Annotated in this window: 13 protein-coding genes and 2 pseudogenes; 5 read left to right on the top strand and 10 right to left on the bottom strand. The window is 70.3% G+C overall.

Going from position 1 to position 16630, the window contains the following annotated elements; translation table 11 throughout:
* The first annotated feature begins 12 nt into the window (after positions 1 to 12).
* Together ACWDZ7_RS22215 and ACWDZ7_RS22210 are read left to right on the top strand one after the other, a co-directional pair.
* Entirely contained in the window at positions 13 to 459 is a 447-nt protein-coding gene (locus ACWDZ7_RS22215) for a DUF742 domain-containing protein (RefSeq protein ID WP_451799121.1), read from the top strand.
* Positions 440 to 1044 (top strand): annotated as a pseudogene (locus tag ACWDZ7_RS22210) (GTP-binding protein). Before ACWDZ7_RS22215 ends, ACWDZ7_RS22210 begins: the two are co-directional and overlap by 20 nt.
* A 4-nt stretch (positions 1045 to 1048) precedes the next feature.
* Here the strand turns inward: ACWDZ7_RS22210 and ACWDZ7_RS22205 are convergent.
* Positions 1049 to 1477 carry a PPOX class F420-dependent oxidoreductase gene (locus tag ACWDZ7_RS22205; RefSeq protein WP_451799119.1) on the bottom strand — a complete coding sequence of 143 codons (429 nt, stop codon included), beginning with the start codon at positions 1475 to 1477 and terminating at the stop codon, positions 1049 to 1051.
* 92 nt (positions 1478 to 1569) lie between these two features.
* Between ACWDZ7_RS22205 and ACWDZ7_RS22200 the strand changes: the two genes are divergently transcribed.
* Complete coding sequence (locus tag ACWDZ7_RS22200) at positions 1570 to 1983, top strand: roadblock/LC7 domain-containing protein (RefSeq protein ID WP_451799118.1); 414 nt, start codon at positions 1570 to 1572, stop codon at positions 1981 to 1983.
* 110 nt (positions 1984 to 2093) lie between these two features.
* Positions 2094 to 3026, top strand: a complete 933-nt coding sequence (locus ACWDZ7_RS22195) for a DUF6397 family protein (protein ID WP_451799116.1) — start codon at positions 2094 to 2096, stop codon at positions 3024 to 3026.
* A 33-nt stretch (positions 3027 to 3059) separates the two neighbouring features.
* On the opposite strand, the gene ACWDZ7_RS22190 is transcribed toward ACWDZ7_RS22195, so the two are convergent.
* The 4 genes from ACWDZ7_RS22190 to ACWDZ7_RS22175 all read right to left on the bottom strand — a co-directional run bounded on the left by ACWDZ7_RS22190 (position 3060) and on the right by ACWDZ7_RS22175 (position 8370).
* Positions 3060 to 3554 (bottom strand): tetratricopeptide repeat protein, encoded by a 495-nt coding sequence (locus ACWDZ7_RS22190; protein WP_451799234.1) that lies wholly within the window; start codon positions 3552 to 3554, stop codon positions 3060 to 3062.
* Between the two features lie 134 nt (positions 3555 to 3688).
* Complete coding sequence (locus ACWDZ7_RS22185; RefSeq protein ID WP_451799115.1) at positions 3689 to 4882, bottom strand: winged helix DNA-binding domain-containing protein; 1194 nt, start codon at positions 4880 to 4882, stop codon at positions 3689 to 3691.
* Between the two features lie 25 nt (positions 4883 to 4907).
* Complete coding sequence (locus ACWDZ7_RS22180; protein ID WP_451799113.1) at positions 4908 to 5810, bottom strand: acyl-CoA thioesterase; 903 nt, start codon at positions 5808 to 5810, stop codon at positions 4908 to 4910.
* Positions 5811 to 5856: 46 nt separating this feature from the next.
* Positions 5857 to 8370: a DEAD/DEAH box helicase gene (locus tag ACWDZ7_RS22175; protein ID WP_451799111.1), complete on the bottom strand. Its 2514-nt coding sequence runs from the start codon at positions 8368 to 8370 to the stop codon at positions 5857 to 5859.
* A 121-nt stretch (positions 8371 to 8491) separates the two neighbouring features.
* Between ACWDZ7_RS22175 and ACWDZ7_RS22170 the strand changes: the two genes are divergently transcribed.
* Positions 8492 to 9286 (top strand): metal-dependent hydrolase, encoded by a 795-nt coding sequence (locus ACWDZ7_RS22170; protein WP_451799110.1) that lies wholly within the window; start codon positions 8492 to 8494, stop codon positions 9284 to 9286.
* Positions 9287 to 9318: 32 nt separating this feature from the next.
* Here ACWDZ7_RS22170 and ACWDZ7_RS22165 read toward each other — a convergent pair.
* From ACWDZ7_RS22165 to ACWDZ7_RS22145, 5 genes and pseudogenes are all read right to left on the bottom strand, one after another.
* Positions 9319 to 10781 (bottom strand): annotated as a pseudogene (locus tag ACWDZ7_RS22165) (ABC transporter ATP-binding protein).
* Positions 10778 to 12478, bottom strand: a complete 1701-nt coding sequence (locus tag ACWDZ7_RS22160; protein WP_451799109.1) for an ABC transporter transmembrane domain-containing protein — start codon at positions 12476 to 12478, stop codon at positions 10778 to 10780. Before ACWDZ7_RS22160 ends, ACWDZ7_RS22165 begins: the two are co-directional and overlap by 4 nt.
* A gap of 18 nt (positions 12479 to 12496) precedes the next feature.
* A complete protein-coding gene (locus tag ACWDZ7_RS22155; protein WP_451799107.1) occupies positions 12497 to 12799 on the bottom strand; it encodes a hypothetical protein in 303 nt (100 codons plus the stop codon).
* Positions 12800 to 12859: 60 nt separating this feature from the next.
* The gene (locus ACWDZ7_RS22150) at positions 12860 to 14641 is read right to left on the bottom strand and encodes an ABC transporter ATP-binding protein (RefSeq protein ID WP_451799106.1); all 1782 of its coding nucleotides are present in this window, start codon (positions 14639 to 14641) and stop codon (positions 12860 to 12862) included.
* On the bottom strand, positions 14638 to 16530 hold the full coding sequence (locus ACWDZ7_RS22145) for an ABC transporter transmembrane domain-containing protein (RefSeq protein ID WP_451799233.1): 1893 nt from the start codon (positions 16528 to 16530) through the stop codon (positions 14638 to 14640). Before ACWDZ7_RS22145 ends, ACWDZ7_RS22150 begins: the two co-directional genes overlap by 4 nt.
* Positions 16531 to 16630 lie beyond the last annotated feature (100 nt).

The following is a 16630-nucleotide window of genomic DNA, read 5'->3' as shown; positions in this document are numbered from 1 at the left end:
CGTCCGGTACCCATGAGCGAGGACTCGACCGGCATCCCGCATCAGCCGGGCAGCCAGTGGTACGACAACGAAGCGGGGCCTCTCGTCCGGCCCTACGCGATGACAGGCGGGCGGACCGAGCCGGGACCGAGCGGCGTCCGCTTCGACCTGATCGCACTTGTGACGCTCGACGCCGGCACCGCGGGCCTCGACGACACCGCGCTCGACGTCGGCGCCACAGGCCTCGACGACACCACGCTCGGCCCCGAACACCGGGCGCTCATCCCACTGTGCCACTCCGAGACGCAGTCCGTCGCCGAGCTCGCCGCCGGCGTCGATCTGCCCGTAGGCGTGGTCAGGGTGCTGCTCGGCGACCTGCTTGAGACGGGCTCCGTCAAGGTCAGCCGACCGGTGCCACCCGCACGGCTTCCCGACGAAAAGATTCTCCGAGAGGTGATCGATGGGCTCCGAGCACTCTGACGCCACGGGCGACGACAACGCCGCCATGGCGCTGAAGATCCTGGTGGCGGGCGGCTTCGGGGTGGGCAAGACCACCCTGGTCGGAGCGGTCAGCGAAATTCGCCCCCTGCGCACCGAGGGACTGCTCAGCGAAGCAGGCCAGTCGGTGGACGACGCCGAAGGCGTCGACCGGAAGACCACGACGACCGTCGCCATGGACTTCGGCCGCATCACCATCCGGTCCGGCCTGTCGCTGTACCTCTTCGGCACCCCTGGACAGGACCGCTTCTGGTTCCTGTGGGACGAGCTGTCGCAGGGCGCCCTCGGTGCCGTCGTCCTCGCGGACACCCGTCGCCTGGAGGACTGTTTCCCCGCCGTGGACTACTTCGAGCACCGCCGCATCCCTTTCGTCGTGGCCGTCAACTGCTTCGCCCACGCGCGTACGTACGGCGCGCAAGACGTCTCACGCGCCTTGGACCTCGACCACGGCACGCCGGTGGTGCTGTGTGACGCGCGGGACGCGACTCAGGGAAGGAGGTGCTGATACGACTGGTCGAGTACGCAGGGCGGATGCATACCGCCCGGCTGCTCGACTCGGTGGGCTGAACCCTCAGTCGGAGACTGCGGAGTACGCGAGCACCTTGTCGACCCTCACGCGCACCAAGAGTTCACCGGGTACGCCGTTACGCTCGCCGAACTCCTCGGCCCGATCTTCACCCATGTAACGTGCGCCGAGCCGGGCGGCCCAGTGCCGAACCTGCTCGATGTCCTCGAACAACTCGGCGCGGCCTTGCAGGACGACGAAGGCGAACGGGGGCTGATCGTCGTCCACGCACAGGGCCACGCGCCCATCGCGTGCCAGGTTTCGCCCCTTGACCGTCTCCTTGCCGGTGTTGAACACCAGGTCGTCACCGTCGAGCAGGAACCAGATCGGTGCGATGTGCGGGCTGCCGTCCGCCCGGACGGTCGAGAGCTTGCCGGTTCGTGTGCCGTGCGAGACGAAAGCCCGCCATTGATCATCGGTCATCTTCTGTGCCATGGCCCCATCATGCTTGCCGGGGCGCCGGTCGTGGGGAAGGCTGGCAGGTCAGATCCTCCAGCCAGGGGGAGCGGACGCGGGGAGACGGGACCATGGGGCAGAGCACGGGGCTGGGTTGGCTGCTGGATGACCTGACGCAGCGGATGGAGCATGTACGGCATGCGCTGGTGCTGTCCAACGACGGACTGGTGACGGGGGCGAGTTCAGATCTGAAGCGCGAGGACGCGGAGCATCTTGCCGCGGTCTCCTCGGGACTTCACAGCCTGGCCAAGGGCTCGGGACGTCACTTCCACGCCGGCAATGTGCGCCAGACAATGATCGAGTTCGACGACGCCGTCCTCTTCGTCACCGCGGCGGGCCACGGCAGTTGCCTCTGTGTCCTCAGCTCCGCGGAGGCCGACATAGGTCAGGTCGCCTACGAGATGACGCTGCTCGTGAACCGCGTGGGAGAGCACTTGGGCGTGGGAGCCCGGCAGCCGGAACGCACGCCCGTCGTGGGCCCCTGACCAGCGCTGACGCTGCCACGACAAGAGTTATCCACAGGTCCAGCGGGGATCGCGGTGGTCGGGCTACGGTTTTTCCCGAGAGCAATCACGCCTCACGGGGGAGAACCACCATGACAAGTGACACCGTCGCGCAGACGGCGACCGCAGCGACCGCGAAGGTCGTCCGGCCATCGCTCACGCCGAGCGGCGCCGCGCGGGAACTCGGCTTGAAGCGCGGCGACTTCGATCTCGCGGTGATGCTGGGACGCATCCGTACGGTCGGAGACGGGGCGGGCGGCCAGCGCCGCGTCACCCGCGAGGAGATCGATCGCGTGCGCGGAAGCGAAGGGTTCCCCGAGTCGCTGCGAGAGAGCATCAGAGCCGTGGGCACCACCGAGGGCGCGGCGCTCATGGACATCAGCTCGACCCGCTTCACCCGCCTCGCCCGCGTCGGCGCGCTGACGCCGGTAAAATTTTACCTGAACCGGTACAGGGCCGTCGTCTGGCTCTATCTCGCCGAAGAACTACGTCAGTTCGCCCAGACCGAGTCGAACGCGAGCCTTCTCACCAGGCGCATGCCCGGAGCGCTGCTCGCACGGCTTGACGAGGGCCAAGACCTGAGGGCGCGCAACTGGCGGGGCCGGCACGCGGACTCCCTGCTGCGGCAGTCCGAGGATCCGTGGGAGCGTGCCGCCGCCATGGCCTCCCTGCTGGACCCGGTACAGATCGCGGAGATCATCAGAGATCCGTACGAACGTGCCTATCTCAACCGGCTCAAGCCCGTGCCGCGCACGCACGGAGCACCGGATTCTCCCGTGGCGCGAATCGTCGAGAGGATCACGACCGCGGACGATCCCGACGAGATTCGCTGGTTGCGCTCCAGCTTGCTGATCGGCCTCGCTCAGGCCCGCGCTCAGCACCCGGCGCCTCGGCCCGCGCCACGGTCCGTGCCTGAACCGGCAACCCACGCCGAGGAACCGGAGCCGCCGAGGGACGTCGCGATCGACACTTCTGCACAAGAATCACGGGGTCTGTTGAAGTGGCTGCGCCGCAGGCGGGCGTAGGCCGGCGGCGCCACCTCTGCCCGCATCGCAGCATTACATCGTCGCGTCGAGGTCCTTGGCGTACTCCTCGATGGCAGGTCGGTAGCCTGCGATCCCCGGATCCTTACTCGTGGCGACAAGCAGTGTCAGGAGCATTTCCATCGCGTCGTGTGCCCGGCCGGTGTTGTACAGCGCCATGGCCAGGAACGTCTTGAGCGCACCGTCGTCGGGGAACTCGGTCGCCGCGCCGCCGAGTGTGGCAACGGCTTCCTCATAGCGGCCAAGGACGCGGTAGGTACTGCCCAGACCCAGAAGGGCCCCGCGGCGGTCGTCGTCGGAAAGGCCCGTCCCAGCGAGCGCGCGCTTGTAGTAGGGGACAGCCTCGGCCTCCAGGCCGAGAGAGTCGTGGATCCAAGCAGTCTGGTAGGCCACTTCAGTGTCCTGAGGAAACCGCGCGGAAAGGGCGACGAGCCGCTCTCGGGCCTCCTCGCCTCGGCCTGCCTTGCGCAGAACCACGGCCTCGGCAAGCAACCGATTCCTGTCGTCCATCACATTCCCGTTCAACTGCTCGTTCCCCCTCGTTGCCTCGCTCATCGAGCTGTCTTCCTTGCCCATTCTGTAATTCACCTTGAACGGAGGCACAGATGTCTGACCTGCCCCACCCCAACCCTGCCCAGGCGTCGTTAAGCGGCCAATTCCTCCTCGAGCCATGTGCGGCCGCGAGTGCGCGCGGTGAGCCGCACGCCGCCCAGGCGCGCGGCGAGACGCTCGGCCTCAGCCCGCACCGCGCTCCGCGCGTCCGCTCCGACGTCCTCGAGGAACCTGCACACGATCTCACCTCGGCCGTCCTGGGCCCAGCCGCCCACGATCCGGCCGTTCCACCACAGGGACGGGCCGATGTTGCCGTTCTTGTCGAACAGGCGCGGGCCGTGGTCGCCGAGGAACCAGCCGCGGTTCTGCCAACCCATCGGAGTCGAGTCCAGCGCCGGCAGCAGAGCGGCCCACGGCTCCGGCCGGGAGGTCTCCACCACGTCGTCGGGGAGCAGCAGGCCGGGCATCCCGTCCAGGTCCACCTCGACGGGGCGCAGTTCGGTCAACGCCCGCTTCGTCTGGGTCTTGGTCCATCCCGCCCACCAGCGCAGGTCGTCCGCCGTGGCCGGGCCGAACGTCCGCAGCCAGCGCCGGGCGAGCTCCGTCTCGGCCTCCTGGGTGGCCCAGTGGGTGAGCCCACCGGGAAACCAATCTGTCAGCGGGGCCCAGCGGTACTGGTGCGAGGTCCAGGTGCCGCGCGGGCGTCCGCGTACGACATGGCCCTCGGCGGCGAGGAGCAGAAGGAGCCTGCTGGCCAGCTTCTGCCGGCCCTCGTAGCTCTTGCCGCGCGCCATCACCAGCTCCGTGCCGAGGCGCGGGTCGTCGCTCGCCAATTCGGCCGCGGTCGCCTCGCCGCGCTCCTTGAGTGCCCGCAGCGCCACCTCCTCGGTCGCCGCCAGCCACGCCGCGACTCCGGCCGCGTCGGCAGCGGCACCGGACTCCGCCAGCATCGTCAGGAGCAGGCGGCGCTCACGGGCGGCGATGGCTCGCGAGCACGCGGCCTGCAGCACAGGAGCGACATCGAGGGACGTCACGAACACCGTGCGGCGCATCCCCATGAACCGGATCAGCGACCGGTCCTCGTACAGTGCCTGCTCCACGTCCGCCACACGGCCGTCCCGCATGCGGGCCCAGGCGCCCACGTACACCGACGACGGATCGGTGCCGTGCAGCGCCAGCAGAGAGCGTGCCACCTCGACCGGATCGTCCGACCTGGTGTCGGCCGTCAGCCGGTGGCGCAGCGCCAGCCGCGCCCGTCTCTCGGCCACGTCGATCCGTCGCACCATGCCTCCCATATGGGTCCCATGTCGCTCACGCTCCTGCTGTCGGGCTGTCCATGTGGCGTTCCCCGTACGGGCGGAACAGCCCTTCCTGAACGACCGACACCAGGAGCCTGCCCTCGATGTCGTAGATGCGGCCCCGGGCGAGGCCGCGACCCCCCGTCGCGATGGGGGACTCCTGGTCGTAAAGGAACCATTCGTCCGCGCGGAAGGGACGGTGGAACCACATGGCGTGGTCGAGCGACGCCATGTCGAAGCCACGCGGCCCCCAGAGCGGCTCCACCGGGATGCGCACGGCGTCCAGGAGCGTCATGTCGCTCGCGTAGGTGAGCGCGCAGGTGTGCACGAGCGGGTCGTCGCCCAGCGGGCCGACGGCGCGCATCCACACCGCGCTGCGCGGCTCGGAGTCCTTGATCTCCTCGGCGGTCCAGCGCAGCCGGTCCACATAGCGGATGTCGAAGGGCTGGCGCCTGGCCATGCGCTCCAGCTGCTCGGGGAGCGCGCCGAGGTGCTCCGTGATCTCCTCGGCGACCGTCGGGAGCGACTCAGGGTCGGGAGCCGTGATGCGCGGCGGCAGCTGGTGTTCGAAGGCGCCCTGTTCGGGCTGATGGAAGGAGGCGGTGAGGTTGAAGATCGTGCGGCCCTGCTGGACAGCGGTGACGCGGCGTGTCGTGAAGGAGCGACCGTCCCTGACCCGCTCCACCTGGTACACGATGGGCACGCCCGGTCGGCCCGGGCGCAGGAAGTACGCGTGCAGCGAGTGCACCGGGCGGTCACCCTCGGTGGTGCGGCCCGCTGCCACCAGGGCCTGCCCGGCGACCTGCCCGCCGAACACCCGCTGCAGGGACTCCTGCGGGCTGCGGCCCCGGAAGATGTTGACCTCGATCTGCTCCAGGTCCAGCAGGTCGACCAGCCGGTCGGCGGGATTGTTCATGACAGTTCCTCGACTCCTGTCCGGGACACGCGGTTCCTCGGGGTGTTCAGAGCTGGCCGACGTCCGTGACCCGGACGACGGCACGGCCTTCCTCGTCGGAGGCCGCGAGATCGACCTCCGCGCTGATGCCCCAGTCATGGTCGCCGTTCGGGTCGGCGAACGTCTGCCGGACGCGCCACAGACCGTGCTCGGGATCCTCCTCGATGAGCAGCAGCTTGGGGCCACGCGCGTCGGGGCCGGTCCCGAGATCTTCGTACTCGTCCCAGTACTTGTCCATGGCCTCGCCCCAGGCGTCCGCGTCCCAGCCGGTTTCGCCGTCCAGTTCGCCGAGCTCCTCGACGTGGTCGAGGGCGGCCAGCTCGACCCTGCGGAACAGCGCGTTGCGCACCAGGACGCGGAAGGCGCGGGCGTTGGCCGTGACCGGCTTGACCTGGTCGGCCCGCTCTTGGGCCTCCTCCGCCGTCATGACCTCGGGGTTGGCCAGCTGCTCCCACTCGTCGAGGAGGCTGGAGTCGACCTGACGGACCATCTCGCCGAGCCAGGCGATCAGGTCCTCCAGGTCCTCGGACTTGAGGTCGTCCGGGATGGTGTGCTCCAGGGCCTTGTACGCGCTCGCGAGGTAACGCAGCACGATGCCCTCGGTGCGGGCGAGCTCGTAGAAGGACGTGAACTCGGTGAAGGACAGCGCCCGCTCGTACATGTCGCGGACGACGGACTTCGGGGAGAGCGGGTGGTCACCGACCCACGGGTGGCTCGTGCGGTAGGTGTTGTACGCGTGGAAGAGCAGCTCCTCCAGAGGCTTCGGGTACGTGATGTCCTGGAGCCGCTCCATCCGCTCCTCGTACTCGACACCGTCCGCCTTCATCAGCGCCACGGCCTCGCCGCGCGCCTTGTTCTGCTGGGCCGCGAGGATCTGGCGTGGGTCGTCGAGGGTGGATTCGACGACGGACACCATGTCGAGGGCGTACGAAGGCGACTCTGGGTCGAGGACTTCGAAGGCGGCGAGGGCGAACGTCGACAGCGGCTGGTTCAGAGCGAAGTCCTGCTGCAGGTCGACCGTCAGGCGCACGATGCGGCCCGTGGCGTCCGGCTGGTCGAGCTTCTCCACGACGCCGCCGGCGAGGAGCGAGCGGTAGATCGCGATGGCCCGGCGGATGTGCCGCAGCTGCTGCTTGCGCGGCTCGTGGTTGTCCTCGAGGAGGTGGCGCATCGCCTCGAAGGCGTTGCCGGGGCGGGCGATCACGGACAGCAGCATGGTGTGCGTGACCCGGAAGCGGGAGGTCAGCGGTTCCGGGTCGGAGGCGATGAGCTTCTCGAAGGTGTTCTCCGTCCAGCCGACGAAGCCCTCCGGAGCCTTTTTGCGCACCACCTTGCGGCGCTTCTTCGCATCGTCGCCCGCCTTGGCGAGCGCCTTCTCGTTCTCGATGACGTGCTCGGGTGCTTGGGCGACCACGAGGCCCGCGGTGTCGAAGCCCGCGCGCCCGGCCCGCCCGGCGATCTGGTGGAACTCCCGCGCGCGCAGAGTGCGGACACGGCTGCCGTCGTACTTGGTGAGCGCGGTGAACAGGACCGTGCGGATCGGGACGTTGACGCCGACGCCGAGGGTGTCCGTGCCGCAGATGACCTTCAGGAGGCCTGCCTGGGCGAGCTTCTCCACGAGGCGGCGGTACTTGGGCAGCATGCCCGCGTGGTGCACGCCGATGCCGTGTCGCACGTAGCGCGAAAGGTTGCGGCCGAACTTGGTGGTGAAACGGAAGTTGCCGATCAGGTCGGCGATCTTGTCCTTCTCCTCGCGCGTGCACATGTTGATGCTCATCAGCGACTGCGCGCGCTCGACAGCCTGGGCCTGCGTGAAGTGCACGATGTAGACCGGTGCCTGCTTGGTCTCGAGCAGCTCGGTGATCGTCTCGGTGATCGGCGTCAGGCGGTACTCGTACGACAGCGGCACGGGGCGCGTCGCCGAGCGCACCACCGAGGTGGGCCGGCCCGTGCGGCGCGTCAGGTCCTTCTCGAACATGGAGACGTCGCCGAGCGTCGCCGACATGAGGATGAACTGCGCCTGCGGCAGTTCGAGCAGCGGGATCTGCCAGGCCCAGCCGCGGTCCGGCTCGGCGTAGAAGTGGAACTCGTCCATCACGACCTGGCCGATGTCGGCGGCCTTGCCGTCCCGCAGCGCGATGGAGGCGAGGACCTCGGCCGTGCAGCAGATGACGGGGGCGTCGGAGTTGACCGACGCGTCGCCCGTGAGCATGCCGACGTTCTCGGTGCCGAAGAGCTTGCACAGGTCGAAGAACTTCTCCGACACCAGCGCCTTGATGGGCGCCGTGTAGAAGGTGACCTTGTCCTGGGCGAGAGCTGTGAAGTGGGCCCCCGCCGCGACCAGGCTCTTGCCCGAACCGGTCGGAGTGGACAAGATCACGTTCGCCCCGGAGACCACCTCGATCAGCGCCTCCTCCTGGGCCGGGTAGAGGGTGATCCCCTGGTCCTCGGCCCACGACGAGAAGGCTTCGAAGAGGGCATCTGGGTCGGCATCCGGCGGCAGCTGATCGATAAGGGTCACACCCCCATCTTGCCCTCCTTCTCACCTGATCAGGGAACCGGCGGTCTCCACGAAGATCACGAACGCTACGCTGTGTCGCCAACGGGGCGTCAGAACAATGGAAATGGGGCGGGCAGCAGCAATGATGGGACCGGCACACTCACTGTCGGGGGCGGCGGCCTGGCTCGGAGTCGGCGCGGCCGCCGCGGCCGCGGGGCACATGATGCCCTGGCCGGTCCTCCTCGTAGGAGCCCTGATCTGTGCCGGGGCGGCGCTCGCGCCCGACCTCGACCACAAGTCGGCGACCATCTCGCGTGCCTTCGGACCGCTCTCGCGGGGACTGTGCGAGATCGTCGACAAGCTCTCGTACGCCGTCTACAAGGCGACGCGCAAGCAGGGGGACCCGCGTCGCTCGGGCGGGCACCGCACGCTGACGCACACCTGGCTGTGGGCGGTGCTGATAGGGGTAGGCGCCTCGGCCCTGGCCATATCCGGCGGGCGCTGGGCGGTCCTCGCGATCCTCTTCGTCCACATGGTGCTCGCCATCGAAGGCTTGTTGTGGCGGGCGGCGCGCGGGTCGAGCAGCGATGTGCTGGTGTGGCTGCTCGCCGCGACGAGCGCCTGGATCCTCGCCGGGGTGCTCGACAAGTCCGGCAACGGTTCGGACTGGCTGTTCACCGCGCCCGGCCAGGAGTATCTGTGGCTGGGGCTGCCGATCGTCCTTGGCGCGCTGGTCCACGACCTCGGGGACGCTTTGACGGTTTCCGGATGCCCGGTCCTGTGGCCCATTCCCATCGGCCGCAAGCGCTGGTACCCGATAGGGCCGCCGAAGGCGTTGCGCTTCCGGGCCGGGAGCTGGGTCGAGCTGAAGGTGTTGATGCCGGTGTTCATGCTGCTCGGGGGAGTGGGCGGCGCGGCCGCGCTCAACTTCATCTGATCGTCGCCTCTCGTAAGAGGGCGGGCCTCGGCTCAGGTGCCCGAGCGGCCGCTCAGGGCCTCGGTGGCGGGCGGGCCGGTCCGAGTCCTGGTGCCGGACAGGTCGGCCTTGGCTCCGGTGGCCGGCGGCCGCTCGCCGTGCCAGGAGTGCCAGAGCGCCGCGTAGGATCCCTCGGCCGTCACGAGATCCTCGTGGGTGCCGAGCTCGATCACCCGGCCCGCCTCCATGACCGCGACGCTGTCCGCGTCATGGGCGGTCTGCAGACGGTGGGCGATGGCGATGACGGTCCGGCCACGGAGGACGGAGGCCAGAGCTCGTTCGGTGTGGCGTGCCGTCGTCGGGTCCGGGAGCGCGGTGGCCTCGTCGAGTATGAGAGTGCGCGGATCGGCGAGCACGACCCGGGCCAGCGCCAGCTGCTGGGCCTGTGCCCCGCGCAGCCGGTGGCCGCCGGAGCCCAGCTCGGTGCCCAGGCCGTTCGGCAGGTCTGCCGCCCATGCGGCACCGACCGCCGTGAGGGCGGCGTGCAGCTCGGCGTCCGTGGCGGACTCCGCCGCGACCAGCAGATTGTCCCGGAGGCTGCCCAGGAACACGTGGTGCTCCTGGGTGACGAGGACGACCTGTCGCCCGCAGCCGGTCGGGGGACAGGTCGGCGATCGGCACCCCGCCGACGGTCACCGTGCCGTTGGTCGGCGCGTCGATACCGGCGAGGAGTCGGCTCAGGGTGGTCTTGCCCGCGCCGGGCGGGCCGACGATGGCGAGGCGTTCGCCGGGGCGTACGGACAGGTCGACGCCGCGCAGGACTTCGGCGCCGTCGCCGTAGGCGAAAAGCACACCGTCGACGTCGATGCGGTCGTCCTCGGGGACGCGGCCGGGGGCGGAGGCGTCAGCCGAGGTCGTGCGGTCGGCCGTACCCGTCGGGGCGCCCGCCAGGCCCTCGACGCGGGCAAAGGAGGCGCTGCTGCTCTGCAGCTCCTCGACCCGCTGCAGGATCGTGTCCAGCGGCTGGGAGAGCTGGCGCAGGTACAGCGCCGACGCGACCACCGTGCCGAGACTGACCGTGCCGTGGTCGTGCAGGACGCCGCCGACGAGGAGCACGGCGACCACCGGGATCACGTACGAGATGTCGATGGACGGGAAGAGGACGCTGCGCAGGAAGAGGGTGCGGTCACGGTCGGCGACGCACCGTTCGATCTCCTCCTCGCTCTCCGCGATGCGACGCTCCCGCAGACCGAAGGCCTCGATGGTGCGTGCCCCGGAGGCGGTCCACGGCCTCGACACCGCCGCCGTCCTGGACCGTGTTGATGATGCGACCGAGGAGCCACGGGCCGACGAGGCCCGCGGCCGCGGCGAGCGCAGCAAAAACGATCATGGCAGTGAAGGCCCGGGCATCCCGCCGTATCAGCTCCAGCGCGGCGCGGTTCACCTCACGTCGGCCCGCGACGGGCAGATGCCCGGGCGCGGCTTCGGGTCTGTCTCCGCGATCAGGCGGCGTCATCGGAGGACCTCATGAGTCGGTTCGGCGGAGGGGAGGGAATTCTCGTGGTCTTGTGGTGCTGGTGTGTCGTGATTCTCAGGATCGTCGTGCGCTTCGCCCTGCTCGATGGAGCCGCGCGACACCAGGCTTCGGTAGTCCCGGTGGGCGGCCAGCAGATCGGTGTGGTGGCCGACGGCGGCCACTTGCCCGTCGACCAGGTAATACACGGTGTCGGCCTGGGCGAGGACGAGAGGGGAGGTGGTGGTCACGAGGGTCGTGCGGCCGCTGCGGGCGGCGCGCAGACGGGCCGCCATCCTGGCCTCGGTGTGGGCGTCGACCGCCGAGGTGGGTTCGACGGCCAGCAGCACCTCGGGGTCGGCGAGCAGAGCCCGGGCCAGCCGGAGGCGCTGGCGCTGGCCGCCGGAGAGGTTGTGGCCGTGGGAGTCGAGGTGGGCGTCGAGTCCGCCGGGAAGGCCGAGCACGATGTCGCGGGCCACGGCCTCCTCGACCACGCGGGCGAGAGTCTGCTCGTCCGGGTCGTGGCGGCCGGAGATCGCCGCGCGCAACGTACCGGCGAAGAGATCGGCTCCGTTGTCCGCGCCGAGGATCCGGGCGAGGACCTGGTCCAGGGCGACGGCGTCGAGGCGGACCGTTCCCCAGGTGGTCGGGGAAGGAGCGAACCGGCCGAGGCGGTCGACGACGTCCGTGGCGTCCGACGTGCGGGCGCTGACGAGCGCGGTGAGGAGGCCGGGCGTGACCTTTACGCCGGAGAGCGGATCGTGCAGCACGGAAGGCGCCTCGGGGCCGTCGACAGGGGGGACACGCTTACCGGGCACCTCCGCGCACAGCCCGTCCCCGTCCCTGTCCTCGTCCCCGCCCCTGTCCCCGTCCCCGCCCCTGTCCCCGCCTCTGTCCCTGTCCCCGCCCCTGCCTCCGACGGGCCCGCCCTCGCTCACTCTGACCTCGGCGTCATCCCCGTGCAGCCGACGCGTGGAGTCCTCCCCTCCGTCTGGTTCCTTCCCGGGCCCGGCCGAGAAGTCCTCCGGCTCCAGGCTCAGGAAGCGCACGACACGCCGTGCCGAGACCAAGCCCCGGCTGATGTCGTAGCCGCTCTCGATGAAGGACGACACCGGCACCACGAGAACGGCGACGTAGCCGTAGACGGCCACCAGCTCGCCGACCGTGATGGTCCCCTGCGCGGCCATGCGGGCGGCGAGCCACGTCACGGTGGCCAGGAACACCGTGGGCAGGCCGAGCCCGAAGGCCTGGATCCAGCTCATCGACGAGCCCACGCGGTTGCCCTCGGCCAGCAGCTTCCGCGAGCCGTCGCGGTAGCGAGCCGCGAACACCTCCTTGCCGCCCAGACCGTTGACGACCCGCAGCCCACCGACCAGATCGCCGAGTACGGCGGCGAGGGCGCCCTGCCGCTCCCGGTACGCGGCCTCGGCCCCCTGCAGACGGCCGAGGAACGGGCCGACGAGCACGGCGAGCAGCGGCACGCCGACCACGCCGACCAGCACCACCACCGCGAGCAGAGCCGAGACGGACAGCAGCAGGGCGGCCACCACCAGGTAGGCGATCACCGGGCCCACGCCGGGGCCCGTCACGGTCACGGTCTGGCCGATGACGCCCACGTCGGAGTGCCCGATCGTGACGACCTCACCTGCCGAGACACGGCGTGGCAGCGCCGCGCCGAGCCAGGTCGCATGGTCGACCACGACACGTATGGTGCGGAATTAGATGTCCGGCCGGATCCGGGTCATCGTGCGGTGCCGCATGATCGCCAGCCAGGCGTTGAGCACCCCGATGCCGAGCAGGACCGCGACCCAACCGACCAGTTCCCCCTGATCGCCGGGCCGCAGACCGTCGTCGATGGCACGCGACAGGACGTACGGAGGCAGCGTCAGACAGATCATCCATGCCGTGCCCAACAGGGCTCCGGCCACGACCCGTCGGCGCTGGCTGATGGTCACCCACCAGAGGTAACGGGCAGGCCCGCGCCGGTCGGGAGTGCCGGGATCCGTGGGCGATGCAGCCATCCGCCTACCCTAATTACCCCTGGCCGGGCGGCTGTAAGGCGCCCTGCCGCCAGCAACCCCCTACCCGTGCCAAGACCGCCACAGCGCCGCGTACGCGCCGTCGGCGGATACGAGTTGGTCGTGGCTGCCGAGTTCGCTGATCCGGCCGTTCTCGACCACCGCGATGACGTCCGCGTCGTGTGCGGTGTGCAGGCGGTGGGCGATCGCCACGACCGTGCGGCCGTCCAGGACGCGGGCGAGCGAGCGTTCCAAGTGGCGTGCGGCGCGCGGGTCGAGGAGCGAGGTCGCCTCGTCCAGGACCAGTGTGTGCGGGTCGGCGAGGACGAGACGGGCCAGCGCGATCTGCTGCGCCTGCGCGGGCGTCAGTGCGTACCCGCCCGAGCCGACCTCGGTGTCAAGCCCCTCGTCGAGGCCGCGCGCCCAGTCGGCCGCGTCGACAGCGCCGAGTGCCGCCCACAGTTCGGCGTCCCGTGCCCCGGTCCTGGCGAGGAGGAGGTTGTCGCGCAGGGAGCCGACGAAGACGTGGTGCTCCTGGTTGACCAGGGCCACATGGGCGCGGACCTCCTCCGCGGGCATGTCGGACAACGCGGCGCCGCCCAGGGTCACTTGACCGGTGCGCGGCCCGTAGATGCCGGCGAGCAGCCGGCCCAGCGTCGACTTGCCCGCGCCCGACGGGCCGACCAGGGCGACGCGGGAGCCGGGTTCGACGGCGAGGGACACCTCGCGCAGCACGTCGACGCCCTCGCGGTAACCGAAGTGCACGTCGTCCGCGAGGACAACGCGTCCCTTGGGAATGACGGAGGCGTCGCCCGCGTCCGGTTCGATGTCGCGCACGCCGACGAGCCGGGCCAGCGAGACCTGGGCCACCTGAAGCTCGTCGTACCAGCGCAGGATGATCCCCAGCGGGTCGACGAGCATCTGGGAGATCAGCACGCCCGTGGTCAGCTGTCCCACGCCGATCCAGCCCTGAAGGACGAAGACTCCGCCGATCATCAGCGTCGAGCAGAGCACGGTGGTGTGGGTGAAGGTGATCACGGGGAAGAGCACCGACCGCAGATAGAGGGTGTACCGCTCCCAGGCGGTCCACTCCTTGATGCGGCGTTCCGACAGTTCGATGCGGCGCTCTCCGAGCCGGTGTGCCTCGATGGTGCGGCCCGCGTCGACGGTCTCGGCGAGTGCGGCGGCCACGGCGGCGTATCCGGCGGCCTCCGAGCGGTAGGCGGAGGGGGCCCGCTTGAAGTACCAGCGGCAGCCCACGACGAGGAGCGGTACGGCGACGAGGACGGCGGGCGCCAGCGGCGGCGCGGTCACGACAAGGCCGCCGAGCAGCAGTGCCACCCAGACCACGCCGATCGCGAGTTGCGGTACGGCCTCGCGCATGGCGTTGGCCAGGCGGTCGATGTCCGTGGTGATCCGGGAGAGCAGATCGCCCGTCCCGGCCCGCTCCAGGACTCCCGGCGGCAGTCCGACGGACCGTACGAGAAAGTCCTCCCGCAGGTCGGCCAGCATCCGCTCGCCGAGCATCGCGCCACGCAGCCGCACCTCTCGTACGAAGAAGGCCTGCACGGCGAGCGCGAGCGCGAACAGGCCGATCGTGCGCTCCAGATGGAGGTCGCGGGCGCCGTCCGAGACCTTCTCGACGAGGTCGCCGAGAAGGTAGGGACCGGCCATCGAGGCGATCACGGCGAGTGTGTTCACCGCGATGAGCAGCAGGAAGGCCCGGCGGTGGCGCTGGAACAGCTCGCGCACGTAGGTGCGGACGGTCGCGGTCGCGCCTATGGGCAGGGTTTCCGCCGTCGTGGGGACCGCCGGGTCGTACTCCGGTGGCGCCAGGCCGATCATGCCGTCTCCTCGATGTCGAATTCGGTGAGGGCGTCCACACGGGCGCGCTCGTCGTCGGTTTCGCGGGTCACGACCGCGCGGTACCGCGGTTCGCTGTGCGTCAGTTCACGGTGGGCGCCGACCGCCGCGACCTCGCCGTCGGCCAGGAAGACGACACGCTCGGCGCGGTCGAGGAGCAGCGGCGACGAGGTGAGCACCACGGTGGTGCGTCCGGCCCGCAGCCGCCGGATGCCGTCGCCGACCCGTGCCTCGGTGTGCGAGTCGACGGCGGACGTCGGCTCGTCGAGCACCAGGGCTTCGGGGTCGGCGACCAGGGAGCGGGCCAGCGCGAGGCGCTGGCGTTGGCCCCCGGAGAGGGAGCGACCGCGTTCCGTGAGGTGCGCGGCCATCGGGTCGTCATCCACCGACGTCTGCGCCAGTGCGTCCAGGACGTCCGCGCACTGCGCCGCCGCGAGCGCCTCCTCGGGGGTGACGGCTCCGGACGACGGTACGTCGAGGAGCGCGCTGAGCGTGCCGGAGAGCAGGACAGGGTCCTTGTCCTGCACCAGGACGGCGGTGCGCGCGGCGGACAGCGGCAGGTCATCGAGCGGTACGTCTCCAAGACGTACGGACGGCAGGCCCGTCGCCTCCTCGAACGCGGGGTGCCCGCCGAGACGTTCGGCGAGCCGTCCCGCCTCGTCCGGGTCACCGCAGACCACGGCGGTGAGGCGTCCGGCCGGGGCGAGAAGCCCCGTCACGGGGTCGTACAGGTCGCCGGTGGGCCGGGCGCCGCCCGCCCATGGACGTTCGGCGTGCCCGGACCGCGTGGCCCCGGCCCCGACCGGTGATGGGGTGGGCGGCTTCTCGGTCTGCCCCGCCGTACGCGCCTGCGTGGGCTCGGTCGTCGGCTCCGCCGTCCGTTCCAGGGAGAGCACTCGTGCCGCCCGCTTCGCGGAGGGGCGGGAGAAGGAGTACGCCATGGCGATCTCCTCGAAGTGCCGCAGCGGATAGTTGAGCATCATCACCGCGCTGTAGACGGTGACCAGTTCGCCGACGGTGATCCGGCCGTCGCGGGCGAGGTGCACGCCCTGCCAGACGACCGCGATCAGTAGCAAGCCAGGCATCAGGACCTGGATCGCGGAGATCACGGCCCACATTCGGGCGCTGCGCACCGCGGCCGTGCGGACTTCCTGGGAGGCGCGGCGGTAGCGGTCGAGGAAGAGTTCCTCGCCGCCTATGCCGCGCAGCACCCGCAGACCGGCGACGGTGTCCGACGCCAGCTCGGTGGCCCGTCCGGCCTTCTCGCGCTGGAAGTCCGCCCGGCGCGTGGCGGGCGGCAGCAGCGGGAGCACGGCGAGTGCGAGCACCGGGATGCCGACGGCGATGACGACACCGAGCGCGGGCTGGTAGAGAAGGAGGCCGACGCAGACCAGGACGACCGTGAACGCGGCCGCGGCGAACCGCGACAGCGCCTCCACGAACCAGCCGATCTTCTCGACGTCACCGGTGGAGACCGCGACGACCTCACCGGCCGCCACGCGCTGGGTGAGGGCGGAACCGAGCAGGGCGGTCTTGCGGGCGAGGAGTTGCTGTACGCGGGCCGCTGCCGTGATCCAGTTGGTGACCGCCGTGCGGTGCAGCATCGTGTCGCCCAGCGCGATGGCCACGCCGAGGAGAGCGATCAGCGCGCCCGCGAGGGCGAGCCGTCCGCCGGACCGGTCGAGCACGGCCTCCACAGCGATGCCGACCATGTAGGGCAGGCCCGCGATCGAGCCGAAGTGCAACAGACCCCAGGCGAGGGATCTGAGCTGTCCCCCGAGCTGGTTGCGGCCGAGCCACAGCAGGAAGCGTGGCCCTGACCGGGCATCGGGGAGGCCGGGATCGGAATACGGAAGATCGCGAATCTGCATGACGTCCCAGGACTCGGAGCGGTGGCCGTCGGCTCCGACCTCAGGAGAGGCGAGCGGCGGTAACAAACCGTGAAAGGTTCGCGTCGGACGGTGGTCCGAG

It is taken from the genome of Streptomyces sp. NPDC003032, from assembly GCF_053591415.1.
The sequence above is the reverse complement of the archived record's forward strand: the minus strand, read 5'-3'. Positions and strand labels throughout refer to the sequence as shown.